The following is a 24,303-nucleotide window of genomic DNA, read 5'->3' as shown; positions in this document are numbered from 1 at the left end:
ATATTCATTGAAAAACCGCCCAAATGAGGGCGGTTCTTCTTATCACTTCGACTTAGGCCAGATTCACGCCCAAGGCCTTGGCAACACCTTCGCCATAGGCCGGGTCGGCCTTGAAGAAATGCTGCAACTGACGCTGCACCACATCATCGCTGACACCCGCCATGGCTCCAGCAATGTTGCTGATCAGCAGTGCCTTCTGCTCGGCATTCATCAGGCGGAAAAGCGCGCCGGCATGACTGTAGTAATCCGTATCCTCACGGTGGTCGTAGCGGTCTGCCGCACCATTCAGAGCAAGTGCTGGCTCGGCATGACGTGGTGACTGCTTCGGCGCGTCGCTGTAGCTGTTGGGCTCGTAGTTCGGCGCAGCGCCCCCGTTACTGCCAAAGGCCATGGCACCGTCACGCTGGTAAGTGTTTACCGGACTGCGTGGCGCATTCACCGGCAACTGCTGGTGATTGGTACCTACCCGGTAGCGATGCGCGTCTGCGTAAGCGAATACACGCCCTTGCAACATGCGGTCCGGCGACAGGCCGACGCCCGGAACCATGTTGCTTGGGCCAAACGCAGCTTGTTCGACCTCAGCGAAGTAGTTCAGTGGGTTACGGTTCAGCTCCAGTTCACCCACCTCGATCAGCGGGTATTCCTTCTGCGACCATGTCTTGGTCACGTCGAAGGGGTTCTCCGTACGCGACGCGGCCTCAGCCTCGCTCATGACCTGGATGCACACAGCCCATTTAGGGAAGTCGCCACGCTCGATGGCCTCGAACAGGTCACGCTGGGCGTAGTCTGGATCGGTACCGGCCAGGCGTGCAGCTTCAGCCGGTGCCAGGTTCTTGATGCCCTGCTTCGTCTTGAAGTGCCACTTGACCCAGGTGCGCTCGCCCTTGGCATTGATCAAGCTGTAAGTGTGGCTGCCAAAGCCGTGCATGTGCCGATAGCCATCCGGGATGCCGCGGTCAGAGAACAGGATAGTGACCTGGTGCAACGCCTCAGGGGAGTGCGACCAGAAGTCCCACATCATCTGCGCACTCTTCAGGTTGCTTTGCGGCAAACGCTTCTGGGTGTGGATGAAGTCGGGGAATTTCAGCGGGTCGCGAATGAAGAACACTGGAGTGTTGTTGCCAACAATGTCCCAGTTACCTTCCTCGGTGTAGAACTTGAGGGCAAAACCGCGGGGGTCCCGCTCGGTATCAGCCGAACCACGCTCGCCACCTACGGTGGAGAATCGCAGGAAAGTCTCGGTCTGCTTGCCAACCTGCTCGAACAGTTTGGCGCTGGTGTATTGGGTGATATCACGGATAACGGTGAAGGTACCGTAGGCCCCCGAGCCCTTGGCATGGACACGGCGCTCAGGAATGTTCTCGCGGTTGAAATGCGCGAGCTTTTCTATCAGGTGGAAGTCTTCCAGCAGCAACGGACCTCGTGGACCTGCCGAACGCGAGTTCTGGTTATCGGCGACGGGTGCACCGCTAGCGGTAGTCAGTGTCTTGCTCATGGGCTCTCCTTATCAGGCTGGATCTGCCGGCTGTCCGGCTTGATAAGGAGTATTGACTGGAAATATGACAACAACAAATTCATTGCATGACTGAGATCAATAGAGAATCTCAATTCTTCCAGATACAAAAAACCGGGCTCGAGGCCCGGTTTCTTGTAGCAGACAGTTCGTCTTACTCAGCAGCTTCTACAGCGCCGCCGACTGGACGATCAACCAGCTCGACATACGCCATAGGCGCGTTGTCGCCAGCGCGGAAACCGCACTTCAGGATGCGCAGGTAGCCGCCCTGACGGGTGGCGTAGCGCTTGCCCAGGTCATTGAACAGCTTACCAACGGCAGCTTTCGAACGGGTACGGTCGAAAGCCAGGCGACGATTGGCTACGCTGTCTTCCTTGGCCAGGGTGATCAGCGGCTCGGCAACGCGGCGCAGTTCCTTGGCTTTTGGCAGGGTAGTTTTGATCAGCTCGTGCTCGAACAGCGACACCGCCATGTTCTGGAACATGGCCTTGCGGTGAGAGCTGGTACGGCTCAGGTGACGTCCACTTTTACGATGACGCATGATTCATTCCTTACCAAACACTACGTTCGGTGATTACGACGATCAGGCAGTCGCCTTGTCGTCTTTCTTAAGACTTGCAGGCGGCCAGTTGTCGAGGCGCATGCCGAGGGACAGACCACGGGAAGCCAGAACGTCCTTGATTTCGGTCAGGGACTTCTTGCCCAGGTTCGGAGTCTTCAACAGCTCTACTTCGGTACGCTGAATCAGGTCGCCGATATAGTAGATGTTCTCCGCCTTCAGGCAGTTGGCCGAACGTACAGTCAGTTCCAGATCGTCAACCGGGCGCAGCAGGATCGGATCGATCTCGTCTTCCTGCTCGACAACCACTGGCTCGCTATCACCTTTCAGATCAACGAACGCAGCCAGCTGCTGTTGCAGGATGGTCGCGGCACGACGGATAGCCTCTTCAGGATCCAGGGTACCGTTGGTTTCCAGATCGATGACCAGCTTGTCCAGGTTAGTACGCTGCTCGACACGGGCGTTTTCCACCACGTAGGCGATACGGCGTACCGGGCTGAACGAAGCATCCAGCTGCAAACGACCGATGCTGCGGCTTTCGTCTTCGTCGGTTTGACGCGAGTCGGCCGGCTCATAACCACGACCACGAGCTACGGTGAGCTTCATGTTCAGGGCGCCGTTGGACGCCAGGTTAGCGATTACGTGATCGGGGTTGACGATCTCGACATCGTGATCCAGCTGAATATCGGCAGCGGTAACCACCCCCGAACCCTTTTTCGACAAGGTCAGCGTAACTTCGTCACGACCGTGCAGTTTGATAGCCAGGCCTTTGAGGTTCAACAGGATTTCAATGACATCTTCCTGTACACCTTCGATCGCGGAGTACTCATGGAGTACACCGTCGATCTCGGCCTCGACTACTGCACAGCCAGGCATGGAGGACAACAGGATGCGGCGCAGCGCGTTGCCCAGGGTATGGCCGAAGCCACGCTCGAGAGGCTCGAGCGTGATCTTGGCGCGGGTCGGACTGACAACCTGCACATCAATATGGCGGGGTGTCAGGAACTCATTTACCGAAATCTGCATGGATGCACCTATTTTCTAGCCCTTACTTGGAGTAGAGCTCGACAATCAGGTTTTCGTTGATGTCGGCGGACAGGTCGCTGCGAGCAGGAACGTTCTTGAAAACGCCCGACTTCTTGGCAGCATCCACGTCTACCCACTCAACTCGGCCACGCTGGGCGCACAGTTCAAGGGCTTGAACAATGCGCAGCTGGTTCGACGACTTCTCGCGAACCGCGACCACGTCACCCGGACGAACTTGGTAGGATGGAATGTTTACAGTCTTGCCGTTGACGCTGATTGCTTTGTGCGAAACCAGCTGACGGGATTCGGCGCGAGTCGAACCGAAGCCCATGCGGTAAACGACGTTGTCCAGACGGCACTCGAGCAGTTGCAGCAGGTTCTCACCGGTAGCGCCCTTCTTGGAGGCCGCTGCCTTGTAGTAACCGCTGAACTGACGCTCCAGAACACCGTAGATACGACGGACTTTTTGTTTCTCGCGCAGCTGGGTACCGTAGTCGGACTGACGGCCACGGCGCTGGCCGTGGATACCTGGGGCTGCTTCGATGTTGCACTTCGATTCCAGAGCGCGAACGCCGCTCTTCAGGAACAGATCGGTGCCTTCACGACGAGACAGTTTGCATTTTGGACCAATGTAACGTGCCATTTATCTGTCTCCTGATTACACGCGACGCTTCTTCGGCGGACGGCACCCGTTGTGCGGGATTGGCGTCACGTCGGTGATGCTGGCGATCTTATAGCCACAGCCGTTCAGAGCACGAACAGCCGACTCACGACCTGGACCTGGACCCTTGACGTTGACGTCGAGGTTCTTCAGACCATATTCCAGCGCAGCTTGACCAGCACGCTCAGCAGCGATCTGAGCTGCGAACGGGGTGGACTTGCGCGAACCACGGAAACCCGAACCACCGGAGGTAGCCCAGGACAACGCGTTGCCCTGACGGTCGGTGATGGTCACGATGGTGTTATTGAAAGACGCATGGATGTGGGCGATGCCATCAACCACTGTCTTTTTGACTTTCTTACGAGGACGAGCAGCAGGTTTTGCCATGTCTAAATTCCTGTCGATTCGCTGGTGCGATTACTTGCGGATCGGCTTACGCGGACCTTTACGGGTACGCGCATTGGTCTTGGTACGCTGACCGCGAACCGGAAGACCCCGACGATGGCGCAGACCGCGGTAGCAGCCCAGGTCCATCAAACGCTTGATTTTCATGTTGACGTCACGACGCAGATCACCTTCGGTGGTGAACTTCGCGACTTCGCCACGCAGCTGTTCAATCTGCTCGTCGCTCAGATCCTTGATCTTTGCGGCTGGGTTGACACCAGCATCTGCACAGATCTTCTGTGCAGTAGTGCGACCAACACCGTAGATGTAGGTCAGCGAGATAACAGTGTGCTTGTTATCTGGAATGTTAACGCCTGCAATACGGGCCATTCAGTGGGACTCCAATTGACAGCTACCTACGCCCCGGAAGCCAAGAAATAGGGCGCGAGATAATATCGCTGTAGAAACAAATAATCAACCCAGCAGCACACTAGCTGCTGGGTTTGAAGCGCAGATCACACTCAGCCTTGGCGCTGCTTGTGACGCGGTTCCGCGCTGCAAATTACTCGCACGACACCTTCGCGGCGAATAATCTTGCAGTTACGGCACAGCTTTTTCACCGATGCACGAACTTTCATCACCAACTCCTCGAACCTTAGGGGACTATCAGCGCAGCAGACCGCTGCCACCGTAGCCTTTCAGGTTGGCTTTCTTCATCAGGGATTCGTACTGGTGCGAAACGAGGTGCGATTGTACTTGGGACATGAAGTCCATCACAACCACTACCACAATCAGCAACGAGGTCCCGCCAAGGTAGAACGGAACGTTTGCTGCTACCACCAGAAACTGGGGCAGAAGGCAGACGGCCGTCATGTAAAGAGCACCGAACATGGTCAGACGAGTCAGAACGCCATCAATGTAGCGCGCCGACTGCTCACCAGGACGGATACCCGGAATAAAGGCACCGGACTTCTTCAGGTTTTCCGCTACGTCTTTCGGATTGAACATCAACGCCGTATAGAAGAAGCAGAAGAAAATGATCCCTGCACTAAACAGCAGAATATTCAACGGCTGACCAGGAGCGATCGACTGCGAGATGTCCTGCAACCAGCCCATACCTTCGGACTGACCGAACCAGGCACCCAGCGAAGCCGGGAACAGCAGAATGCTGCTCGCGAAAATGGCTGGGATGACCCCTGCCATGTTCACTTTAAGCGGCAAGTGGCTAGTCTGCGCAGCGAAGACCTTGCGGCCCTGCTGACGCTTGGCGTAGTGAACGGCGATACGACGCTGACCACGCTCGATGAACACCACAAAACCGATAATCGCTACTGCCAGCAGACCGATCGCGACCAGGGCGAAAATGTTGATATCGCCTGTGCGTGCAGACTCGAAAGACTGCCCGATTGCGCTCGGAAGACCGGCAACGATACCCGCGAAAATCAACATCGAGATACCGTTGCCCACACCGCGCTCGGTGATCTGCTCGCCCAGCCACATCATGAACATCGCGCCAGCCACGAAGGTGGAGACGGCGACGAAATGGAAGCCAAAGGTTGCAGAAAACGCCACGCCCTGACCGGCCAGACCAATGGACATGCCAATGGCTTGGACCAGCGCCAGGATAACGGTGCCGTAGCGGGTGTACTGGCTGATCTTGCGACGGCCAGCTTCACCTTCCTTCTTCAACTGCTCCAGCTGTGGGCTGACCGCGGTCATGAGCTGCATGATGATCGACGCCGAGATGTACGGCATGATCCCCAGTGCAAAAATGCTCATGCGCTCCAGCGCACCGCCGGAAAACATGTTGAACAAGCTAAGAATGGTCCCCTCATTCTGCCGGAACAGTTCCGCCAGCCGGTCCGGGTTGATGCCTGGTACTGGGATATGCGCGCCTATCCGATAGACGATGATCGCCAGGAACAGAAAACGCAGACGAGCCCAGAGTTCAGACATCCCGCCCTTGCCGAGCGAAGAGAGAGCACCTTGCTTAGCCATTTATTCCTCGAACTTGCCGCCAGCTGCTTCGATAGCCGCACGCGCACCCTTGGTGGCTGCGATACCCTTGATGGTGACTGCGCGAGTAACTTCACCCGACAGCATGATTTTCACACGCTGAACGTTCTGGTTAATCACGTTGGCATCCTTCAGGGATTGCACGGTGATGACGTCACCCTCCACCTTGGCCAGCTCGGACAGACGCACTTCGGCGCGATCCATGGCTTTCAGCGAAACGAAGCCGAACTTCGGCAGGCGACGGTGCAGCGGCTGTTGACCGCCTTCGAAGCCCGGAGCGATGGTGCCACCGGAACGGGAGGTCTGACCTTTGTGACCACGGCCACCAGTCTTACCCAAACCGCTACCGATACCACGACCCGGACGATGCTTCTCGCGACGGGAACCCGGCGCTGGACTCAGATCATTGAGTTTCATCGATTAACCCTCGACGCGCAGCAGGTAGTAAGCCTTGTTGATCATCCCGCGGTTCTCGGGAGTATCCTGGACTTCTACAGTGTGACCGATGCGACGCAGACCCAGGCCTTTAACACACAGTTTGTGGTTAGGCAGGCGGCCGGCGGTGCTTTTGATCAGCGTTACTTTTACGGTTGCCATGATCAGATGATCTCCTCAACGCTCTTGCCGCGCTTGGCAGCAATGGACTCAGGAGATTGCATGGCTTTCAGACCCTTGAAAGTGGCATGAACCACGTTCACTGGGTTGGTCGAACCGTAGCACTTGGCCAGAACGTTCTGGACACCAGCAACTTCCAGGACAGCACGCATTGCGCCGCCGGCGATGATACCGGTACCTTCCGAGGCAGGCTGCATGTAGACCTTCGAGGCGCCGTGGGCAGCCTTGGTGGCGTACTGCAGGGTGGTGCCCTTCAGGTCGACTTGAATCATGTTACGACGGGCAGCTTCCATGGCCTTCTGGATCGCGGCTGGAACTTCGCGCGACTTGCCACGGCCGAAGCCGACACGGCCCTTGCCATCACCTACCACGGTCAGCGCGGTAAAGGTGAAGATACGGCCGCCTTTGACGGTTTTTGCAACGCGGTTAACTTGAACCAGCTTCTCAATGTAGCCTTCGTCGCGCTTTTGGTCGTTATTTGCCATAACTTAGAACTCCAGCCCGCCTTCACGAGCAGCATCAGCCAGCGCCTTGACGCGGCCGTGGTACTTGAAGCCAGAACGGTCGAAAGCAACTTGAGAAACGCCAGCGGCTTTCGCACGCTCGGCAACCAGCTTGCCAACCTTAGTGGCCGCGTCGATGTTGCCGGTGGCACCATCACGCAGTTCTTTGTCCAAGGTCGAGGCGCTTGCCAGAACCTTGCTGCCGTCGGCCGAAATGACCTGGGCGTAGATGTGCTGCGACGAGCGGAACACGCACAGACGCACGACTTCGAGTTCGTGCATTTTCAGGCGTGCTTTGCGAGCGCGACGCAGTCGAGTAACTTTTTTGTCGGTCATTTGCTAGGCCCTACTTCTTCTTGGCTTCTTTACGACGGACTACTTCGTCCGCGTAACGCACACCCTTGCCTTTGTAAGGCTCTGGCGGACGGAAGTCGCGGATTTCAGCGGCCACCTGACCAACCAGCTGCTTGTCGATACCCTTGATCAGGATGTCGGTCTGGCTTGGGGTCTCAGCGGTGATACCGGCTGGCAGTTCGTAGTCCACTGGGTGCGAGAAGCCGAGTGCCAGATTCAGTACGGTGCCTTTGGCTTGCGCCTTGTAACCAACACCGACCAGCTGGAGCTTACGCTCGAAGCCTTGGCTTACGCCTTGGACCATGTTGTTTACCAAGGCACGGGTAGTACCGGCCATGGCACGCGCTTGCTGGTCACCATTGCGAGCAGCGAAACGCAGCTCACCAGACTCTTCGGTAACTTCAACAGCGGTGTGAACGTTCAGTTCGAGAGTGCCCTTGGCACCCTTTACCGAAAGCAGCTGACCGGCGAATTTGACTTCGACACCGGCAGGCAGCTTAACGGGGTTCTTAGCGACGCGAGACATGCTTATCCCCCCTTAGAACACTGTGCAGAGAACTTCGCCGCCGACACCGGCAGCGCGCGCAGCGCGATCCGTCATCACACCTTTGTTGGTGGAGACGATAGACACGCCCAGGCCGCCACGTACTTTCGGCAGCTCTGCGACGGACTTGTACTGGCGCAGGCCTGGACGGCTGGTGCGCTTCAGCTCCTCGATGACTGGACGGCCTTCGAAGTACTTCAGTTCGATCGACAGGGAGGGCTTGACTTCACTGCTGACTTGATAGCCGGCGATGTAGCCTTCGTCTTTCAGAACTTTTGCTACCGCTACCTTCAAAGTCGAGGAAGGCATGCTTACGACGGACTTTTCAGCCATCTGGGCATTACGGATGCGAGTTAGCATGTCCGCTAACGGGTCCTGCATACTCATGGGCTAGATGCTCCTGATACAAGAAATATTAGCCTTGCGGCTATAACTACCACCCGAACACGCAGGGCAAAAGACCCGGGCTCAGGTGAGCCGGTCATTCTAGACACATAGCAGAAACGAAACAAGCCCCATATAGGGGCTTGTTTCGTTTCGAGGTCACCGGCGGTCGGAAGATCGCTCCCCTTCCGCCGGAGCCACACCAGCAGGGATTACCAGCTGGCTTTGACCAGACCTGGAACGTCACCACGCATGGCGGCTTCGCGCAGCTTGTTACGGCCGAGGCCGAACTTGCGGTATACGCCATGCGGACGACCGGTCAGGCGGCAACGGTTACGCAGGCGCGCGGCGCTGGCGTCACGTGGTTGCTTCTGCAGGGCGACAACGGCTGCGAAACGCTCTTCAGGAGATGCGTTCAGGTTGACGATGGTCGCTTTCAGCTCAGCACGCTTTTTGGCGTACTTGGCAACCGTGAGCTGACGCTTCAGCTCGCGGTTTTTCATGCTCTTCTTGGCCATTTTCCTACTCCAATCAGTTGCGGAACGGGAATTTGAAAGCACGCAGCAGAGCGCGGCCTTCGTCATCCGAACGAGCAGTGGTGGTCAGGGTAATGTCCAGACCGCGCAGAGCATCGATCTTGTCGTAGTCGATTTCCGGGAAGATGATCTGCTCTTTCACGCCCATGCTGTAGTTGCCACGACCATCGAAGGACTTGGCATTCAGGCCGCGGAAGTCGCGAACCCGAGGCAGGGAGATCGCCAGCAGGCGGTCCAGGAATTCGTACATACGATCACGGCGCAGGGTAACCTTGACGCCAATCGGCCAACCTTCACGAACCTTGAAGCCCGCAATGGACTTACGAGCGAAAGTCACAACCGGCTTTTGACCGGTGATCTTCTCGAGGTCAGCTACCGCGTGCTCGATGACTTTTTTGTCGCCGATCGCTTCGCCCAGACCCATGTTCAGGGTGATCTTGGTAACGCGCGGAACTTCCATCACGTTCGCGAGCTTAAGTTCTTCCTTAAGCTTGGGAGCGATTTCGTTCCGGTAAATCTCTTTCAGTCGTGCCATGGTCTTCTACCTAGCAGTGTTCAAGCATCAACCGCTTTTTGGGTCGACTTGAAGACACGAATTTTCTTGCCGTCTTCTACTTTGAAGCCAACGCGGTCAGCCTTGTTGGTTTCGCCGTTGAAAATGGCGACGTTGGAAGCGTGCAGAGGCGCTTCTTTCTCGACGATACCGCCCTGTACGCCCGACATCGGGTTAGGCTTGGTATGACGCTTCACCAGGTTGACACCACCGACAACCAGACGGTTGTCAGCGAGCACCTTCAGCACCTTACCGCGCTTACCTTTGTCTTTGCCGGCGATCACGATGATCTCGTCGTCACGACGAATCTTTTGCATGTCGGATCTCCTTACAGCACTTCAGGGGCGAGCGAGACGATCTTCATGAACTTCTCAGAACGAAGCTCACGGGTCACTGGCCCGAAGATACGAGTGCCGATCGGCTCTTGCTTGTTGTTCAGCAGAACAGCAGCGTTGCCGTCGAAACGAATGATGGAGCCGTCAGCGCGACGAACACCGTGCTTGGTGCGGACGACGACAGCAGTCATCACCTGGCCTTTCTTGACCTTGCCGCGCGGAATCGCTTCCTTCACGGTCACCTTGATGATGTCACCGATGCCGGCGTAACGGCGGTGGGAACCGCCGAGCACCTTGATGCACATGACGCGACGAGCGCCGCTGTTATCGGCCACATCGAGCATGGATTGAGTCTGAATCATAAAATTTCTCCGACCCTTCGCCCTTAGACTTCAACAGCGCGTTCGAGAACTTCAACCAGTGCCCAGGACTTGGTCTTGGCCAGCGGACGGGTTTCACGGATGGAAACCTTGTCGCCGATGTGGCATTGGTTGTTTTCGTCGTGCGCGTGCAGCTTAGTCGAACGCTTAACGTATTTACCGTAGATCGGGTGCTTTACGCGACGCTCGATCAGAACGGTGATGGTCTTGTCCATTTTGTCGCTGACGACACGGCCAGTCAGCGTACGGACGGTTTTTTCAGCTTCAGCCATGATCACTTACCTGCCTGCTGGTTGAGCACAGTTTTCACGCGAGCGATGTCACGCTTAACTTGCGAGAGCAGGTGCGACTGCCCCAACTGGCCAGTTGCTTTCTGCATGCGCAGATTGAACTGGTCGCGCAGCAAGCCGAGCAGTTGCTCGTTCAGTTGCTGTGCTGATTTCTCACGAAGTTCGTTCGCTTTCATCACATCACCGTCCGCTTAACAAAGGAGGTGGCAAGTGGCAGCTTGGCAGCAGCCAGGGCGAACGCCTCACGAGCCAGCTCTTCAGAAACACCCTCGATCTCGTACAGGACCTTGCCTGGCTGGATCTGGGCAACCCAGTACTCCACGGAACCCTTACCTTTACCCATCCGCACTTCGAGAGGCTTCTTGGTAACCGGCTTGTCCGGGAACACACGGATCCAGATCTTGCCGCCACGTTTTACGTGACGGGTCAGGGCACGACGTGCCGACTCGATCTGACGGGCGGTGAGACGACCGCGAGCAACAGCCTTCAGGGCGAATTCGCCGAAGCTGACTTTGCTACCGCGCAGTGCCAGACCACGGTTGTGGCCGGTCATCTGCTTGCGGAATTTTGTACGCTTTGGTTGCAACATTTGGCGTACCCCTTACTTAGCAGCTTTTTTACGAGGCGCTGGTGCTTGAGGCTTCAGCTCTTCCTGGCGACCACCAATAACTTCGCCTTTGAAGATCCAAACCTTGACACCGATCACACCGTAAGTGGTGTGAGCTTCGTAGGTGGCATAGTCGATATCAGCACGCAGGGTGTGCAGAGGCACACGACCTTCGCGATACCATTCAGTACGTGCGATCTCAGCACCGCCGAGACGACCGCTCACCTGGATCTTGATGCCCTTGGCACCAATACGCATGGCGTTCTGTACGGCGCGCTTCATGGCGCGACGGAACATTACGCGACGCTCCAGCTGCTGAGCTACGCTCTGCGCAACCAGCATACCGTCGAGTTCCGGCTTGCGGATCTCTTCGATGTTGATGTGCACAGGCACACCCATTTGCTTGGTCAGGTCCTGACGCAGCTTCTCAACATCTTCACCTTTCTTCCCGATGACGATACCAGGACGAGCGGTGTGGATGGTGATGCGTGCAGTTTGAGCCGGACGATGGATATCGATACGGCTAACGGACGCGCTTTTTAGTTTGTCTTGGAGATACTCACGCACATTCAGATCCGCGAGCAGGTAGTCCGCGTAAGTCCGACCGTCTGCATACCAGACGGAGGTGTGCTCCTTGACGATTCCCAGGCGAATGCCAGTGGGATGTACTTTCTGACCCATCTGATCGACTCCGTTACTTGTCCGCAACCTTGACAGTGATATGGCAAGACCGCTTGACGATGCGATCAGCGCGGCCTTTGGCACGCGGCATGATGCGCTTCAGCGAACGCCCTTCGTTGACGAAAACGGTGGAGACCTTCAGGTCATCAACGTCTGCGCCTTCGTTATGCTCGGCGTTGGCTACGGCCGACTCGAGGACTTTCTTCATGATTTCAGCAGCTTTTTTGCTGCTGAAAGCCAACAGGTTGAGCGCTTCGCCCACCTTCTTCCCGCGGATCTGGTCGGCGACCAAGCGGGCTTTCTGGGCGGAGATTCGAGCGCCCGACAACTTAGCGGCTACTTCCATTTCCTTACCCCTTAACGCTTGGCTTTCTTGTCAGCCACGTGCCCACGGTAGGTGCGGGTACCGGCAAACTCGCCCAGTTTATGGCCGACCATGTCTTCGTTCACCAGAACGGGGACGTGTTGACGACCGTTGTGTACCGCGATGGTCAAACCGACCATTTGTGGCAGGATCATAGAACGGCGCGACCAGGTTTTAACTGGCTTGCGATCGTTCTTCTCCACCGCCACTTCGATCTTCTTCAGTAGGTGAAGATCAATAAAAGGACCTTTTTTCAGAGAACGTGGCACTGTCGTATCCCTCTATTTACTTGCGACGACGGACGATCATGTTGTCGGTACGCTTATTACCACGAGTCTTAGCACCCTTGGTTGGGAAGCCCCATGGCGATACCGGATGACGACCACCGGAGGTACGACCTTCACCACCACCATGCGGGTGGTCAACCGGGTTCATGGCAACACCACGAACGGTTGGGCGAACGCCACGCCAGCGTTTGGCACCAGCTTTACCCAGCGAACGCAGGCTGTGCTCGGAGTTCGAGACTTCACCCAGGGTCGCACGGCACTCGGCCAGCACTTTACGCATCTCACCAGAGCGCAGACGCAGAGTCACGTAGACGCCTTCGCGAGCGATCAGCTGAGCCGAAGCGCCAGCGGAGCGAGCGATCTGAGCACCTTTGCCCGGCTTCAGTTCGATGCCGTGAACGGTGCTACCTACTGGGATGTTGCGCAGTTGCAGGGAGTTGCCCGGCTTGATTGGAGCCAGGGCACCTGCGATCAGCTGGTCGCCAGCGCTCACGCCTTTCGGCGCGATGATGTAGCGACGCTCGCCGTCTGCGTAGCACAGCAGGGCGATGTGAGCAGTACGGTTCGGGTCATATTCGATACGCTCGACAGTGGCGGCGATGCCGTCCTTGTCGTTGCGACGGAAGTCGACCAGACGATAATGCTGCTTATGACCACCACCAACGTGACGAGTGGTGATGCGGCCATTGTTGTTACGACCACCAGACTTCGACTTCTTCTCGAGCAGCGGTGCGTGAGGAGCGCCTTTGTGCAGCTCCTGGTTGACCACCTTGACCACGAAACGGCGGCCAGGGGAAGTCGGTTTGCATTTAACGATTGCCATGATGCACCCCTTCCTTACTCAGCACTGCTGCTGAAATCGAGATCTTGGCCTGGCTGAAGGGAGACGATCGCCTTCTTCCAGTCATTACGCTTGCCCAGACCACGTGCGGTACGCTTGGTCTTACCCAGAACGTTGACGGTAGTCACGTTCTCGACCTTCACGCCGAACAGACCTTCGACAGCTTTCTTGATTTCCAGCTTGGTTGCATCGGTTGCAACCTTGAATACGAACTGGCCTTTTTTCTCAGCCAGAACGGTAGCCTTCTCGGAAACGTGCGGGCCAAGGAGGACTTTAAATACGCGTTCCTGGTTCATCCCAGCAGCTCCTCGAATTTCTTCACGGCCGACACAGTGATCAACACTTTGTCATAGGCGATCAGACTGACCGGATCGGAACCTTGAACATCACGTACATCGACGTGCGGCAGGTTGCGAGCAGCCAGGTACAGGTTCTGGTCAACGGCGTCGGAAACGATCAGCACGTCGCTCAGGCCCATGCCATTCAGCTTGTTCAGCAGGTCTTTGGTTTTTGGCGCTTCGACAGCGAAGTCCTGAACCACAACCAGACGCTCGGTACGTACCAGCTCAGCGAGGATGGAGCGCAGTGCAGCGCGGTACATCTTCTTGTTGAGCTTTTGCGAGTGGTCTTGAGGACGAGCTGCAAAGGTGGTGCCACCGCCGCGCCACAGTGGGCTGCGGATGGTACCGGCACGAGCACGGCCAGTACCCTTCTGACGCCATGGGCGCTTACCGCCGCCAGCCACGTCGGAACGGGTCTTCTGCTGCTTGGTGCCCTGACGGCCGCCGGCCATGTAGGCCACGACTGCTTGGTGAACCAGCGTCTCGTTGAATTCGCCACCGAAGGTCAGTTCGGAAACTTCGATCGCCTGAGCGTCATTTACATTAAGTTGCATGTCAGCTTCCCCTTAACCGCGAGCCTTGACAGCCGGACGTACAACCACGTCGCCGCCAGTAGCGCCAGGAACGGCACCCTTGACAAGCAGCAGGTTGCGTTCAGCGTCTACGCGTACTACTTCCAGGGACTGCACAGTCACGCGCTCAGCGCCCATGTGACCGGACATTTTCTTGCCCTTGAATACACGACCAGGAGTCTGGCACTGGCCGATAGAGCCTGGGACGCGGTGGGATACGGAGTTACCGTGGGTGTTGTCCTGACCACGGAAATTCCAGCGCTTGATGGTACCGGCGAAGCCTTTACCTTTGGACTGACCGGTTACGTCAACCAGCTGGCCTGCAGTGAAGAGTTCAGCTTTGATCAAGTCGCCAGCCTGGAAATCGCCTTCTTCAAGACGGAACTCCCAAACACTGCGACCAGCGGCAACGTTAGCCTTGGCGAAGTGACCTGCCTGAGCGGCAGTCACGCGCGAAGCACGACGCTCACCGACAGTGACTTGCACTGCACGATAGCCATCGGTTTCTTCAGTTTTGAACTGGGTGACGCGATTCGGCTCGATCTCGATGACCGTGACCGGAATGGAGACACCTTCTTCGGTGAAAATACGGGTCATACCGCATTTACGACCGACTACACCAATAGTCATGTTGTAAACCTCATGAGTGTACGGGGCTTTCACCCGCTATGGCCGCCCATTTCAGAGCGTTACACGACCAGACCGAAGTCTTAGCCGAGGCTGATCTGCACTTCCACACCTGCCGCAAGATCGAGCTTCATCAGCGCGTCAACGGTTTTATCCGTTGGCTGGACAATGTCCAGAACACGCTTATGAGTACGGATCTCGTACTGGTCACGCGCGTCTTTGTTGACGTGCGGGGAGACCAGAACGGTGAACCGCTCTTTACGGGTAGGCAGTGGAATAGGACCACGCACTTGAGCACCAGTACGTTTCGCGGTTTCCACGATTTCCTGGGTGGATTGGTCGATCAGGCGATGGTCAAAAGCCTTCAACCTGATACGGATTTGCTGATTTTGCATTGGATTTCAGACTCCAGGCTGCTATTCCCACCGGGCGCACTACGCCCGTTAAAAGGAGGCGTGATTCTATAGACGCCCCTATTGGGTGTCAACCCAATAAAAAAGCCCCCGCTGAGCGGGGGCTTTTTCAACCTATCGAGAATTACTCGATGATTTTGGCTACGACGCCGGCGCCGACGGTACGACCGCCTTCACGGATGGCGAAACGCAGACCTTCTTCCATTGCAATGGTCTTGATCAGAGTGACTTCCATCTGGATGTTGTCACCTGGCATTACCATTTCAACGCCTTCCGGCAGTTCGCACGAACCGGTCACGTCAGTGGTACGGAAGTAGAACTGAGGACGGTAGCCTTTGAAGAACGGAGTGTGACGACCGCCTTCTTCCTTCGACAGAACGTAGACTTCTGCGGTGAACTTGGTGTGCGGCTTAACCGAACCTGGCTTGGCCAGAACCTGACCACGCTCAACGTCGTCACGCTTGGTACCACGCAGCAGAACGCCGCAGTTCTCGCCAGCACGACCTTCGTCCAGCAGCTTGCGGAACATTTCAACGCCGGTGCAGGTAGTCTTGGTGGTTGGACGCAGGCCAACGATCTCGACTTCTTCCTGGATGCGGACGATGCCACGCTCAACACGGCCGGTAACAACGGTACCACGACCGGAGATCGAGAACACGTCTTCGATCGGCATCAGGAACGGCAGGTCGATTGCACGAACTGGCTCTGGAATGTAGCTGTCCAGGGTTTCAACCAGACGCTTGACAGCGGTGGTGCCCAGCTCGTTGTCGTCTTCGCCGTTCAGGGCCATCAGGGCCGAGCCGATGATGATCGGAGTGTCGTCACCTGGGAAGTCGTAGGTCGACAGCAGGTCGCGAACTTCCATCTCAACCAGTTCCAGCAGCTCAGCGTCGTCAACCATGTCAGCCTTGTTCAGGAAGACAACGATGTACGGAACGCCAACCTGACGGGACAGCAGGATGTGCTCACGGGTTTGTGGCATAGGACCATCGGCAGCCGAGCAGACCAGGATCGCGCCGTCCATCTGGGCAGCACCAGTGATCATGTTCTTGACGTAGTCGGCGTGGCCCGGGCAGTCAACGTGCGCGTAGTGACGGACGTTCGAGTCGTACTCTACGTGAGCGGTGTTGATGGTGATACCACGAGCTTTTTCTTCTGGGGCGCTGTCGATCTTGTCGAAGTCAACGCGGGCCGAACCGAAAACTTCGGAGCAGACGCGAGTCAGAGCAGCGGTCAGAGTGGTTTTACCGTGGTCAACGTGACCGATGGTGCCAACGTTGACGTGCGGTTTGTTACGTTCAAATTTTTCTTTAGCCACGACAGTGAACCTCTTGCCTAAAGGGCTGGATTAGCCTTGTTTTTTAACGAGTGCTTCGACGATGTTCGACGGAGCTTCGGCGTATTTGGAGAATTCCATGGAGTAGCTCGCGCGACCCTGAGACATGGAACGAACGTCGGTCGCATAACCGAACATCTCTCCGAGCGGAACTTCAGCACGGATAACCTTGCCGGAGACCGAGTCTTCCATACCCTGGATCAGACCACGACGACGGTTCAGGTCACCCATCACGTCACCCATGTAGTCTTCAGGGGTCACCACTTCTACCTTCATGATCGGCTCAAGCACTTTACCGCCGCCCTTCTGGGCCAGTTGCTTGGTCGCCATGGAGGCAGCGATCTTGAACGCCATCTCGTTGGAGTCGACGTCGTGGTAGGAACCGTCAAACACGGTAGCCTTCAGACCGATCAGCGGATAGCCGGCGACAACGCCGTTCTTCATCTGCTCTTCGATACCCTTCTGGATCGCTGGGATGTATTCCTTCGGAACCACACCACCCACGATTTCGTTGGTGAAGACCAGACCTTCGGTGATATTGCCCTTGTCGTCCACGTCCGGAGTCGAGAAACGAATCCAGCAGTGACCGAACTGACCACGACCACCGGACTGACGAACGAACTTACCTTCGATCTCGACATTGTCCTTGGTGGTGGTTTCGCGGTAGGAAACCTGTGGCTTACCGATGTTGGCCTCAACGTTGAACTCGCGCTTCATGCGGTCAACGAGGATGTCCAGGTGCAGCTCACCCATACCGGAGATGATGGTCTGACCGGTTTCTTCGTCAGTCTTGACGCGGAACGACGGGTCTTCCTGGGCCAGCTTGCCCAGAGCGATGCCCATCTTCTCCTGGTCAGCCTTGGTCTTCGGCTCTACAGCTACCGAGATTACCGGCTCAGGGAAGTCCATGCGCTCAAGGATGATCTGCTTGTCGAGATCGCACAGGGTTTCACCAGTGGTGACGTCCTTCATGCCGATCAGTGCCGCGATGTCGCCAGCGCGCACTTCCTTGATCTCTTCACGCTGGTTGGCGTGCATCTGCACCATACGACCAACGCGCTCTTTCTTGCCCTTGACCGAGTTGATGACCGAGTCACCGGAGTTCAGAACACCCGAGTAGACGCGAACGAAGGTCAGAGTACCCACGAACGGGTCGGTCGCGATCTTGAACGCCAGAGCCGAGAACGGCTCGCTGTCGTCAGCGTGTCGCTCGTCTTTCGGAGCATTCTCGTCGTCGACATGGTCAGGGTGTACGCCCTGGATCGCCGGGATCTCGGTCGGAGCCGGCAGGAAGTCGATGACAGCATCGAGAACCAGCGGAACGCCCTTGTTCTTGAACGAAGAACCGCAGACAGCCGGAACGATTTCGCTGGCCAGGGTGCGCGCGCGCAGACCTGCCTTGATCTCTTCGACGGTCAGCTCACCTTCTTCAAGGTACTTATTCATCAGCTCTTCGTTGGCTTCAGCGGCAGCCTCAACCATGTTGGAGCGCCACTCTTCGGCCAACTCGAGCATATCGGCAGGAATTTCTTCCTCACGATAGGTAGTGCCCTTGTCGTCGTCATTCCAGTAGATGGCTTTCATCTTGATCAGGTCGACCTGACCCTGGAAGTTATCTTCCGCACCGATAGCCAACTGGATCGGAACCGGGGTGTGGCCCAGGCGATTCTTGATCTGGCCGACAACGCGCAGGAAGTTGGCACCAGCACGGTCCATCTTGTTCACGTAGACAACGCGTGGAACGCCGTACTTGTTGGCTTGACGCCATACGGTTTCGGACTGAGGCTCAACACCAGAAGTACCGCAGAACACAACGACCGCGCCGTCGAGCACACGCAGCGAACGCTCTACTTCAATGGTGAAGTCAACGTGGCCGGGTGTATCGATAACGTTTACGCGGTAGTTGTCATACTGACCACGGGAGCCTTTCCAGAAAGTGGTAACGGCAGCGGAGGTAATGGTAATACCGCGCTCCTGCTCCTGCACCATCCAGTCGGTGGTCGCGGCGCCGTCGTGCACCTCGCCCATCTTGTGGCTCAAACCTGTGTAAAACAGGATCCGCTCGGTAGTGGTAGTCTTGCCCGCGTCAACGTGGGCGCAAATACCAATGTTACGGTAGCGGTTGATTGCTGTAGTACGAGCCATAAAGCCCTCGCAAAAAGATTGATGCTGATATTAGAAGCGGTAGTGCGAGAAAGCCTTGTTGGCTTCGGCCATACGGTGTACGTCTTCACGCTTCTTGACTGCAGCACCTTTGCCTTCAGCGGCATCCAGCAGCTCGCCAGCCAGGCGCAGCGCCATGGACTTCTCGCCGCGCTTGCGGGCGAAGTCTACCAGCCAGCGCATTGCCAGCGCGTTACGACGGGACGGACGAACTTCAACAGGAACCTGGTAAGTGGCACCGCCGACACGGCGGGACTTTACTTCGACCAGCGGAGCGATGGCGTCGAGAGCTTTCTCGAAGATTTCCAGGGGATCGCTGTTCTTGCGTGCTTTGACGGTATCCAGAGCACCGTAAACGATGCGCTCGGCTACGGCCTTTTTGCCGCTTTCCATCACGTGGTTCATGAACTTGGCGAGGATCTGGCTTCCGTATTTCGGATCGTCCAGGATCTCACGCTTGGCTGCTACACGACGTCTTGGCATTGATAAGCCCTCAAACGGTCTTCAGGTTAGCCCGGGACTCGACCTTGCGGCCTGCGCCCGACCTTACTCTTATCGACTCAATAAAAAGAATTACTGCAAATTACTGCAAACGGCCGATTACTTCGGACGCTTGGTACCGTACTTCGAACGGCCCTGGTTACGACCTTTAACGCCGGAGGTATCCAGAGAACCGCGAACGGTGTGATAACGAACACCTGGCAAGTCTTTTACACGGCCGCCACGGATCAGGACGACGCTGTGCTCTTGCAGGTTGTGGCCTTCACCGCCGATATACGAGGAAACCTCGAAACCGTTGGTCAGACGCACACGGCACACTTTACGCAGTGCCGAGTTAGGTTTTTTCGGCGTAGTGGTGTACACACGGGTGCACACGCCACGACGTTGCGGGCAGTTCTGCAGCGCAGGAACGTCGGATTTCTCGACGATACGCTTACGCGGCTGACGTACCAGCTGGTTGATAGTTGCCATCTACTAGCTCCACTGATTGTCTTGCGACGCTATTGTCTTGCAAGAAAGCCAAAAATTGACGAGACAGAGTCCCACCAAATTTAAGGGTACAAAAGTCTAAAGAGGATCTTGCACCCAGTCAAGACGAGGCCCCGGCCCTTCCCGTCCGGTCATCGGCAACATTTCATGTCACCGATGCCCTTTCAGGATGTGCCGGGGCCCTGCCCTGTACTCAGTTACCGCTGGAATTCAGCGCTTCGGTCAGTGCGGCTTCCACCTCACTGGCACTCACACGCAGCGGCTTGTCGGCATCACGGCGACGCTTGCGCTCGCTGTGATAGGCCAGTCCGGTACCGGCCGGGATCAGACGACCCACGACCACGTTCTCTTTCAGACCGCGCAGGTAGTCGCGCTTGCCGGTTACTGCCGCTTCGGTCAGTACGCGGGTGGTTTCCTGGAAGGAAGCCGCGGAGATGAACGACTCGGTCGACAACGAGGCCTTGGTGATACCCAGCAGGACACGCGAGAACTTCGAGACGAACTTGTCCTCGGCGGCGAGACGCTCGTTCTCCACCAGCACCTGGGTCAGTTCCATCTGGTCGCCCTTGATGAAGCTGGAATCGCCGGACTCAGCGATCTCGACCTTGCGCAGCATCTGACGCAGGATGGTCTCGATGTGCTTGTCGTTGATCTTCACACCCTGCAGGCGGTAAACGTCCTGGATCTCGTTGACGATGTACTTGGCCAGCGCACTCACACCCAGCAGGCGCAGGATGTCGTGCGGATCGCTAGGACCGTCGGAGATGACTTCGCCGCGGTTGACCTGTTCGCCTTCGAAGACGTTCAGGTGGCGCCACTTCGGAATCAGCTCTTCGTACGGATCGCTGCCATCGTTCGGAGTGATGACCAGACGGCGTTTGCCTTTGGTCTCCTTGCCGAATGCGATGGTGCCACTGACTTCCGCCAGGATCGAAGCTTCTTTAGGACGACGCGCCTCGAACAAGTCGGCAACCCGTGGCAGACCACCGGTAATGTCGCGAGTCTTCGAGGTTTCCTGTGGAATACGCGCGATAACGTCACCGACACCGATCTGCGCGCCGTCAGCCACACCGACGAGGGCGTTGGCAGGCAGGAAGTACTGGGCAGGCACGTCTGTACCTGGCAGCAGCAGATCCTTGCCATTGGCGTCGACCATCTTGATCGCAGGACGGATTTCCTTGCCTGCGGCCGGACGATCCTTGACGTCCATGACCTCGATGTTGGTCAGGCCGGTCAGTTCGTCGGTCTGACGCTTGATGGTGATGCCTTCTTCCATGCCCACGAAGGTCACGGTACCTTTCATCTCGGTCACGATCGGGTGGGTGTGCGGGTCCCACTTGGCGACGATGGCGCCAGCGTCGACCTTCTCACCTTCCTTGACCGAAATCACCGCACCGTAAGGCAGCTTATAGCGCTCACGCTCACGACCGAACTCGTCGGCAATGGCCAGCTCACCAGAACGCGATACGGCAACCAGGTTGCCATCGGCACGCTCGACCTGCTTCAGGTTGTGCAGACGCACCATACCGCCGTTCTTCACCTGGACGCTGTCGGCAGCCGAAGTACGGCTTGCAGCACCACCGATGTGGAAGGTACGCATGGTCAGCTGGGTACCCGGCTCACCAATCGACTGGGCGGCGATAACACCGACCGCCTCACCGATGTTGACCTGGTGACCGCGAGCCAGATCACGACCGTAGCACTTGGCGCAGATGCCGTAGCGGGTTTCGCAACTGATCGGCGAACGCACGACCACTTCGTCGATGCTGTTCAGCTCGATGAACTCGACCCACTTCTCGTCGACCAAGGTGCCGGCCGGAACGATGACATCGTCAGTACCAGGCTTGAACACGTCACGGGCAACCACACGACCCAGTACGCGCTCACCCAGCGGCTCGACCACGTCGCCGCCTTCAATGTGCGGTGTCATGAGCAGGCCCTGCTCGGTACCGCAGTCGATCTCGGTCACGACCAAGTCCTGGGCCACATCGACCAGACGACGGGTCAGGTAACCGGAGTTCGCGGTCTTCAGTGCGGTATCCGCCAGACCCTTACGAGCACCGTGGGTCGAGATGAAGTACTGGAGTACGCTCAGACCTTCACGGAAGTTCGCCGTGATCGGCGTTTCGATGATGGAGCCGTCCGGCTTGGCCATCAGACCACGCATACCAGCCAACTGACGGATCTGTGCTGCGGAACCCCGCGCACCCGAGTCAGCCATCATGTACATCGAGTTGAAGGATTCCTGCTCGACTTCGTTGCCCTCGCGATCGATGACCCTCTCCTTCGAGAGGTTGGCCATCATTGCCTTGGACACTTCGTCGTTGGCCTTCGACCACAGGTCGATCACCTTGTTGTACTTCTCGCCCTGGGTTACCAGGCCGGAGGCGTACTGGCTCTCGATTTCCTTCACTTCCTCGGTAGCGGTACCGATGATGCGCGCTTTCTCGTCAGGGATGACGAAGTCGTTCACACCAATGGAAACGCCGGAAATGGTCGAGTAGGCAAAACCGGTGTACATCAGCTGGTCAGCAAAGATGACGGTTTCCTTCAGACCCACCACGCGATAGCACTGGTTGATCAGCTTGGAAATCGCCTTCTTCTTCATCGGCTGGTTGACTACGTCGAACGGCAGGCCTGCAGGCACAACCTGGAACAGCAGCGCACGGCCGACGGTGGTGTCGACGATACGGGTGTTCTTGACGCTGTTGCCATCACGATCGTTCACGGTTTCGTTGATACGAACCTTGATTTTCGCGTGCAAGGCAGCCTCGCCGGCGCGGAATACGCGGTCGACTTCCTGCAGGTCGGCGAATACGCGGCCTTCGCCCTTGGCGTTGATGGCTTCACGGGTCATGTAGTACAGACCCAGGACCACGTCCTGCGAAGGAACGATGATTGGCTCACCGTTGGCTGGCGACAGGATGTTGTTGGTCGACATCATCAGCGCGCGCGCTTCGAGCTGGGCTTCCAGGGTCAGCGGCACGTGAACGGCCATCTGGTCACCGTCGAAGTCAGCGTTGTACGCAGCACAGACCAGCGGGTGCAGCTGGATAGCCTTACCTTCGATGAGCACAGGCTCGAACGCCTGGATACCCAGACGGTGAAGGGTCGGCGCACGGTTGAGCAGCACAGGGTGTTCGCGGATAACTTCGGCGAGAACGTCCCAGACCTCTGGCAGCTCGCGCTCGACCATCTTCTTGGCCGCCTTGATGGTGGTCGCCAGACCACGCATTTCCAGCTTGCCGAAAATGAACGGCTTGAACAGCTCCAGAGCCATCTTCTTCGGAAGACCGCACTGATGCAGGCGCAGGGTCGGGCCTACGGTAATTACCGAACGACCGGAGTAGTCGACACGCTTACCGAGCAAGTTCTGACGGAAACGACCTTGCTTACCCTTGATCATGTCAGCCAGGGACTTCAGCGGACGCTTGTTCGAACCGGTGATGGCGCGACCGCGACGGCCGTTGTCGAGCAGGGCGTCGACCGCTTCCTGCAGCATGCGCTTTTCGTTGCGCACGATGATGTCCGGCGCGGACAGGTCGAGCAGGCGCTTCAGACGATTGTTACGGTTGATCACCCGACGATACAGGTCGTTCAGGTCGGAGGTCGCGAAGCGACCGCCATCCAGCGGAACCAGCGGACGCAGGTCTGGCGGCAGAACCGGCAGAACGGTCAGGACCATCCACTCAGGCAGGTTGCCCGAGCCCTGGAAGGCCTCCATCAGTTTCAGACGCTTGGACAGCTTCTTGATCTTGGTTTCCGAGTTGGTCTGCGGAATTTCTTCGCGCAGGCGGCCGATCTCGTGCTCCAGGTCGATAGCGTGCAGCAGCTCACGAACAGCCTCAGCACCCATGCGGGCGTCGAAGTCGTCACCGAACTCTTCCAGCGCTTCGAAATACTGCTCGTCGTTGAGCAGTTGGCCTTTTTCCAGGGTAGTCATGCCCGGGTCGATAACCACGTAGCTCTCGAAATAGAGCACGCGCTCGATATCGCGCAGGGTCATGTCCATCAGCAGGCCGATACGGGACGGCAGCGACTTCAGGAACCAGATGTGCGCGACTGGCGAAGCCAGTTCGATGTGTGCCATGCGCTCACGGCGGACCTTGGCCAGCGCGACTTCAACGCCGCACTTCTCGCAGATCACGCCGCGGTGCTTGAGGCGCTTGTACTTACCGCACAGGCACTCGTAGTCCTTGACTGGGCCAAAGATCTTGGCGCAGAACAGGCCGTCACGCTCAGGCTTGAACGTACGGTAGTTGATGGTTTCCGGCTTTTTAACTTCACCGAACGACCACGAACGGATCATTTCAGGCGACGCCAGACCGATACGGATGGCGTCGAACTCTTCGACTTGACCCTGGTTTTTCAGCAAATTCAGTAGGTCTTTCAAGGCCTTTCCTCCTGGCGGAGCAAGGAGCGGGCTGT

General features: G+C 57.2%; 34 protein-coding genes. All 34 read right to left on the bottom strand.

What is annotated here, in order from left to right; all coding sequences use genetic code 11:
* Nucleotides 1-52 precede the first annotated feature (52 nt).
* Nucleotides 53-1,495: a catalase gene (locus tag ACYU03_RS02910; protein WP_461888019.1), complete on the bottom strand. Its 1,443-nt coding sequence runs from the start codon at nucleotides 1,493-1,495 to the stop codon at nucleotides 53-55.
* Nucleotides 1,496-1,667: 172 nt separating this feature from the next.
* Nucleotides 1,668-2,054 carry a 50S ribosomal protein L17 gene (rplQ, locus tag ACYU03_RS02905; RefSeq protein ID WP_461888018.1) on the bottom strand — a complete coding sequence of 129 codons (387 nt, stop codon included), beginning with the start codon at nucleotides 2,052-2,054 and terminating at the stop codon, nucleotides 1,668-1,670.
* A gap of 42 nt (nucleotides 2,055-2,096) precedes the next feature.
* Nucleotides 2,097-3,098 carry a DNA-directed RNA polymerase subunit alpha gene (locus ACYU03_RS02900; RefSeq protein WP_003255452.1) on the bottom strand — a complete coding sequence of 334 codons (1,002 nt, stop codon included), beginning with the start codon at nucleotides 3,096-3,098 and terminating at the stop codon, nucleotides 2,097-2,099.
* A gap of 22 nt (nucleotides 3,099-3,120) precedes the next feature.
* Nucleotides 3,121-3,741, bottom strand: a complete 621-nt coding sequence (gene rpsD / locus ACYU03_RS02895; RefSeq protein WP_461888017.1) for a 30S ribosomal protein S4 — start codon at nucleotides 3,739-3,741, stop codon at nucleotides 3,121-3,123.
* Nucleotides 3,742-3,756: 15 nt separating this feature from the next.
* Nucleotides 3,757-4,146, bottom strand: a complete 390-nt coding sequence (rpsK, locus tag ACYU03_RS02890) for a 30S ribosomal protein S11 (protein WP_060392320.1) — start codon at nucleotides 4,144-4,146, stop codon at nucleotides 3,757-3,759.
* Nucleotides 4,147-4,176: 30 nt separating this feature from the next.
* A complete protein-coding gene (gene rpsM / locus ACYU03_RS02885; protein WP_158460553.1) occupies nucleotides 4,177-4,533 on the bottom strand; it encodes a 30S ribosomal protein S13 in 357 nt (118 codons plus the stop codon).
* Between the two features lie 131 nt (nucleotides 4,534-4,664).
* A complete protein-coding gene (gene rpmJ / locus ACYU03_RS02880; RefSeq protein ID WP_002555468.1) occupies nucleotides 4,665-4,781 on the bottom strand; it encodes a 50S ribosomal protein L36 in 117 nt (38 codons plus the stop codon).
* Nucleotides 4,782-4,809: 28 nt separating this feature from the next.
* Nucleotides 4,810-6,141, bottom strand: a complete 1,332-nt coding sequence (gene secY, locus ACYU03_RS02875; protein ID WP_461888016.1) for a preprotein translocase subunit SecY — start codon at nucleotides 6,139-6,141, stop codon at nucleotides 4,810-4,812.
* Nucleotides 6,142-6,576, bottom strand: coding sequence for a 50S ribosomal protein L15 (gene rplO / locus ACYU03_RS02870; protein WP_009397491.1), 435 nt, complete (start codon nucleotides 6,574-6,576; stop codon nucleotides 6,142-6,144).
* Between the two features lie 3 nt (nucleotides 6,577-6,579).
* Nucleotides 6,580-6,756, bottom strand: coding sequence for a 50S ribosomal protein L30 (gene rpmD / locus ACYU03_RS02865; RefSeq protein ID WP_097086946.1), 177 nt, complete (start codon nucleotides 6,754-6,756; stop codon nucleotides 6,580-6,582).
* Nucleotides 6,757-6,758: 2 nt separating this feature from the next.
* The gene (gene rpsE, locus ACYU03_RS02860) at nucleotides 6,759-7,259 is read right to left on the bottom strand and encodes a 30S ribosomal protein S5 (RefSeq protein WP_461888015.1); all 501 of its coding nucleotides are present in this window, start codon (nucleotides 7,257-7,259) and stop codon (nucleotides 6,759-6,761) included.
* Nucleotides 7,260-7,262: 3 nt separating this feature from the next.
* The gene (gene rplR / locus ACYU03_RS02855) at nucleotides 7,263-7,613 is read right to left on the bottom strand and encodes a 50S ribosomal protein L18 (protein ID WP_009397496.1); all 351 of its coding nucleotides are present in this window, start codon (nucleotides 7,611-7,613) and stop codon (nucleotides 7,263-7,265) included.
* 10 nt (nucleotides 7,614-7,623) lie between these two features.
* Nucleotides 7,624-8,157: a 50S ribosomal protein L6 gene (gene rplF / locus ACYU03_RS02850; protein WP_461888014.1), complete on the bottom strand. Its 534-nt coding sequence runs from the start codon at nucleotides 8,155-8,157 to the stop codon at nucleotides 7,624-7,626.
* Between the two features lie 12 nt (nucleotides 8,158-8,169).
* Complete coding sequence (gene rpsH / locus ACYU03_RS02845; RefSeq protein ID WP_461888013.1) at nucleotides 8,170-8,562, bottom strand: 30S ribosomal protein S8; 393 nt, start codon at nucleotides 8,560-8,562, stop codon at nucleotides 8,170-8,172.
* A 209-nt stretch (nucleotides 8,563-8,771) separates the two neighbouring features.
* Complete coding sequence (gene rpsN, locus ACYU03_RS02840; protein WP_138221822.1) at nucleotides 8,772-9,077, bottom strand: 30S ribosomal protein S14; 306 nt, start codon at nucleotides 9,075-9,077, stop codon at nucleotides 8,772-8,774.
* Nucleotides 9,078-9,090: 13 nt separating this feature from the next.
* A complete protein-coding gene (gene rplE / locus ACYU03_RS02835; protein ID WP_461888012.1) occupies nucleotides 9,091-9,630 on the bottom strand; it encodes a 50S ribosomal protein L5 in 540 nt (179 codons plus the stop codon).
* 20 nt (nucleotides 9,631-9,650) lie between these two features.
* Nucleotides 9,651-9,965 (bottom strand): 50S ribosomal protein L24, encoded by a 315-nt coding sequence (rplX, locus tag ACYU03_RS02830; RefSeq protein ID WP_045484115.1) that lies wholly within the window; start codon nucleotides 9,963-9,965, stop codon nucleotides 9,651-9,653.
* A gap of 11 nt (nucleotides 9,966-9,976) precedes the next feature.
* On the bottom strand, nucleotides 9,977-10,345 hold the full coding sequence (rplN, locus tag ACYU03_RS02825; protein WP_225788815.1) for a 50S ribosomal protein L14: 369 nt from the start codon (nucleotides 10,343-10,345) through the stop codon (nucleotides 9,977-9,979).
* A gap of 23 nt (nucleotides 10,346-10,368) precedes the next feature.
* Nucleotides 10,369-10,635, bottom strand: coding sequence for a 30S ribosomal protein S17 (rpsQ, locus tag ACYU03_RS02820; RefSeq protein WP_031303185.1), 267 nt, complete (start codon nucleotides 10,633-10,635; stop codon nucleotides 10,369-10,371).
* A 2-nt stretch (nucleotides 10,636-10,637) separates the two neighbouring features.
* Entirely contained in the window at nucleotides 10,638-10,829 is a 192-nt protein-coding gene (rpmC, locus tag ACYU03_RS02815) for a 50S ribosomal protein L29 (RefSeq protein ID WP_002555481.1), read from the bottom strand.
* Complete coding sequence (gene rplP, locus ACYU03_RS02810; protein ID WP_009397508.1) at nucleotides 10,829-11,242, bottom strand: 50S ribosomal protein L16; 414 nt, start codon at nucleotides 11,240-11,242, stop codon at nucleotides 10,829-10,831. The genes rpmC and rplP overlap by 1 nt, the downstream gene beginning before the upstream one ends.
* 12 nt (nucleotides 11,243-11,254) lie before the next feature.
* Nucleotides 11,255-11,941 (bottom strand): 30S ribosomal protein S3, encoded by a 687-nt coding sequence (gene rpsC, locus ACYU03_RS02805; protein WP_010220308.1) that lies wholly within the window; start codon nucleotides 11,939-11,941, stop codon nucleotides 11,255-11,257.
* Between the two features lie 13 nt (nucleotides 11,942-11,954).
* A complete protein-coding gene (gene rplV, locus ACYU03_RS02800) occupies nucleotides 11,955-12,287 on the bottom strand; it encodes a 50S ribosomal protein L22 (protein ID WP_003103908.1) in 333 nt (110 codons plus the stop codon).
* Between the two features lie 11 nt (nucleotides 12,288-12,298).
* Complete coding sequence (gene rpsS / locus ACYU03_RS02795; RefSeq protein ID WP_010486981.1) at nucleotides 12,299-12,574, bottom strand: 30S ribosomal protein S19; 276 nt, start codon at nucleotides 12,572-12,574, stop codon at nucleotides 12,299-12,301.
* A gap of 16 nt (nucleotides 12,575-12,590) precedes the next feature.
* A complete protein-coding gene (gene rplB, locus ACYU03_RS02790) occupies nucleotides 12,591-13,415 on the bottom strand; it encodes a 50S ribosomal protein L2 (protein WP_461888011.1) in 825 nt (274 codons plus the stop codon).
* Nucleotides 13,416-13,429: 14 nt separating this feature from the next.
* Nucleotides 13,430-13,729 carry a 50S ribosomal protein L23 gene (gene rplW, locus ACYU03_RS02785; protein ID WP_065759206.1) on the bottom strand — a complete coding sequence of 100 codons (300 nt, stop codon included), beginning with the start codon at nucleotides 13,727-13,729 and terminating at the stop codon, nucleotides 13,430-13,432.
* Nucleotides 13,726-14,328, bottom strand: coding sequence for a 50S ribosomal protein L4 (rplD, locus tag ACYU03_RS02780; RefSeq protein ID WP_461888010.1), 603 nt, complete (start codon nucleotides 14,326-14,328; stop codon nucleotides 13,726-13,728). Before rplD ends, rplW begins: the two co-directional genes overlap by 4 nt.
* Nucleotides 14,329-14,340: 12 nt before the next feature.
* On the bottom strand, nucleotides 14,341-14,976 hold the full coding sequence (rplC, locus tag ACYU03_RS02775; protein ID WP_461888009.1) for a 50S ribosomal protein L3: 636 nt from the start codon (nucleotides 14,974-14,976) through the stop codon (nucleotides 14,341-14,343).
* An 80-nt stretch (nucleotides 14,977-15,056) separates the two neighbouring features.
* Complete coding sequence (gene rpsJ / locus ACYU03_RS02770; protein ID WP_003186070.1) at nucleotides 15,057-15,368, bottom strand: 30S ribosomal protein S10; 312 nt, start codon at nucleotides 15,366-15,368, stop codon at nucleotides 15,057-15,059.
* Nucleotides 15,369-15,510: 142 nt separating this feature from the next.
* Complete coding sequence (gene tuf, locus ACYU03_RS02765) at nucleotides 15,511-16,704, bottom strand: elongation factor Tu (protein ID WP_461888000.1); 1,194 nt, start codon at nucleotides 16,702-16,704, stop codon at nucleotides 15,511-15,513.
* A gap of 30 nt (nucleotides 16,705-16,734) precedes the next feature.
* Nucleotides 16,735-18,867 (bottom strand): elongation factor G, encoded by a 2,133-nt coding sequence (gene fusA / locus ACYU03_RS02760; RefSeq protein ID WP_461888008.1) that lies wholly within the window; start codon nucleotides 18,865-18,867, stop codon nucleotides 16,735-16,737.
* 30 nt (nucleotides 18,868-18,897) lie between these two features.
* Nucleotides 18,898-19,368, bottom strand: coding sequence for a 30S ribosomal protein S7 (rpsG, locus tag ACYU03_RS02755; protein ID WP_009397350.1), 471 nt, complete (start codon nucleotides 19,366-19,368; stop codon nucleotides 18,898-18,900).
* Nucleotides 19,369-19,485: 117 nt separating this feature from the next.
* A complete protein-coding gene (gene rpsL / locus ACYU03_RS02750; protein WP_003186084.1) occupies nucleotides 19,486-19,857 on the bottom strand; it encodes a 30S ribosomal protein S12 in 372 nt (123 codons plus the stop codon).
* A 211-nt stretch (nucleotides 19,858-20,068) separates the two neighbouring features.
* Nucleotides 20,069-24,268 (bottom strand): DNA-directed RNA polymerase subunit beta', encoded by a 4,200-nt coding sequence (rpoC, locus tag ACYU03_RS02745; protein WP_461888007.1) that lies wholly within the window; start codon nucleotides 24,266-24,268, stop codon nucleotides 20,069-20,071.
* Nucleotides 24,269-24,303: the final 35 nt, after the last annotated feature.

The organism is Pseudomonas sp. X10 (genome assembly GCF_054889225.1).
Note: the sequence above shows the minus strand (reverse complement) of the source record. Positions and strands in the feature narration are given on the sequence as shown.

What these genes read in the sequence shown, in the direction of transcription:
- ACYU03_RS02910 (WP_461888019.1), bottom strand. Translation starts at nt 1,495, where the DNA reads ATGAGCAAGACACTGACTACCGCTAGCGGTGCACCCGTCGCCGATAAC.
- rplQ (WP_461888018.1), bottom strand. Translation starts at nt 2,054, where the DNA reads ATGCGTCATCGTAAAAGTGGACGTCACCTGAGCCGTACCAGCTCTCAC.
- ACYU03_RS02900 (WP_003255452.1), bottom strand. Translation starts at nt 3,098, where the DNA reads ATGCAGATTTCGGTAAATGAGTTCCTGACACCCCGCCATATTGATGTG.
- rpsD (WP_461888017.1), bottom strand. Translation starts at nt 3,741, where the DNA reads ATGGCACGTTACATTGGTCCAAAATGCAAACTGTCTCGTCGTGAAGGC.
- rpsK (WP_060392320.1), bottom strand. Translation starts at nt 4,146, where the DNA reads ATGGCAAAACCTGCTGCTCGTCCTCGTAAGAAAGTCAAAAAGACAGTG.
- rpsM (WP_158460553.1), bottom strand. Translation starts at nt 4,533, where the DNA reads ATGGCCCGTATTGCAGGCGTTAACATTCCAGATAACAAGCACACTGTT.
- rpmJ (WP_002555468.1), bottom strand. Translation starts at nt 4,781, where the DNA reads ATGAAAGTTCGTGCATCGGTGAAAAAGCTGTGCCGTAACTGCAAGATT.
- secY (WP_461888016.1), bottom strand. Translation starts at nt 6,141, where the DNA reads ATGGCTAAGCAAGGTGCTCTCTCTTCGCTCGGCAAGGGCGGGATGTCT.
- rplO (WP_009397491.1), bottom strand. Translation starts at nt 6,576, where the DNA reads ATGAAACTCAATGATCTGAGTCCAGCGCCGGGTTCCCGTCGCGAGAAG.
- rpmD (WP_097086946.1), bottom strand. Translation starts at nt 6,756, where the DNA reads ATGGCAACCGTAAAAGTAACGCTGATCAAAAGCACCGCCGGCCGCCTG.
- rpsE (WP_461888015.1), bottom strand. Translation starts at nt 7,259, where the DNA reads ATGGCAAATAACGACCAAAAGCGCGACGAAGGCTACATTGAGAAGCTG.
- rplR (WP_009397496.1), bottom strand. Translation starts at nt 7,613, where the DNA reads ATGACCGACAAAAAAGTTACTCGACTGCGTCGCGCTCGCAAAGCACGC.
- rplF (WP_461888014.1), bottom strand. Translation starts at nt 8,157, where the DNA reads ATGTCTCGCGTCGCTAAGAACCCCGTTAAGCTGCCTGCCGGTGTCGAA.
- rpsH (WP_461888013.1), bottom strand. Translation starts at nt 8,562, where the DNA reads ATGAGTATGCAGGACCCGTTAGCGGACATGCTAACTCGCATCCGTAAT.
- rpsN (WP_138221822.1), bottom strand. Translation starts at nt 9,077, where the DNA reads ATGGCCAAGAAGAGCATGAAAAACCGCGAGCTGAAGCGTCAGCTCACG.
- rplE (WP_461888012.1), bottom strand. Translation starts at nt 9,630, where the DNA reads ATGGCACGACTGAAAGAGATTTACCGGAACGAAATCGCTCCCAAGCTT.
- rplX (WP_045484115.1), bottom strand. Translation starts at nt 9,965, where the DNA reads ATGCAAAAGATTCGTCGTGACGACGAGATCATCGTGATCGCCGGCAAA.
- rplN (WP_225788815.1), bottom strand. Translation starts at nt 10,345, where the DNA reads ATGATTCAGACTCAATCCATGCTCGATGTGGCCGATAACAGCGGCGCT.
- rpsQ (WP_031303185.1), bottom strand. Translation starts at nt 10,635, where the DNA reads ATGGCTGAAGCTGAAAAAACCGTCCGTACGCTGACTGGCCGTGTCGTC.
- rpmC (WP_002555481.1), bottom strand. Translation starts at nt 10,829, where the DNA reads ATGAAAGCGAACGAACTTCGTGAGAAATCAGCACAGCAACTGAACGAG.
- rplP (WP_009397508.1), bottom strand. Translation starts at nt 11,242, where the DNA reads ATGTTGCAACCAAAGCGTACAAAATTCCGCAAGCAGATGACCGGCCAC.
- rpsC (WP_010220308.1), bottom strand. Translation starts at nt 11,941, where the DNA reads ATGGGTCAGAAAGTACATCCCACTGGCATTCGCCTGGGAATCGTCAAG.
- rplV (WP_003103908.1), bottom strand. Translation starts at nt 12,287, where the DNA reads ATGGAAGTAGCCGCTAAGTTGTCGGGCGCTCGAATCTCCGCCCAGAAA.
- rplB (WP_461888011.1), bottom strand. Translation starts at nt 13,415, where the DNA reads ATGGCAATCGTTAAATGCAAACCGACTTCCCCTGGCCGCCGTTTCGTG.
- rplW (WP_065759206.1), bottom strand. Translation starts at nt 13,729, where the DNA reads ATGAACCAGGAACGCGTATTTAAAGTCCTCCTTGGCCCGCACGTTTCC.
- rplD (WP_461888010.1), bottom strand. Translation starts at nt 14,328, where the DNA reads ATGCAACTTAATGTAAATGACGCTCAGGCGATCGAAGTTTCCGAACTG.
- rplC (WP_461888009.1), bottom strand. Translation starts at nt 14,976, where the DNA reads ATGACTATTGGTGTAGTCGGTCGTAAATGCGGTATGACCCGTATTTTC.
- rpsJ (WP_003186070.1), bottom strand. Translation starts at nt 15,368, where the DNA reads ATGCAAAATCAGCAAATCCGTATCAGGTTGAAGGCTTTTGACCATCGC.
- fusA (WP_461888008.1), bottom strand. Translation starts at nt 18,867, where the DNA reads ATGGCTCGTACTACAGCAATCAACCGCTACCGTAACATTGGTATTTGC.
- rpsG (WP_009397350.1), bottom strand. Translation starts at nt 19,368, where the DNA reads ATGCCAAGACGTCGTGTAGCAGCCAAGCGTGAGATCCTGGACGATCCG.
- rpsL (WP_003186084.1), bottom strand. Translation starts at nt 19,857, where the DNA reads ATGGCAACTATCAACCAGCTGGTACGTCAGCCGCGTAAGCGTATCGTC.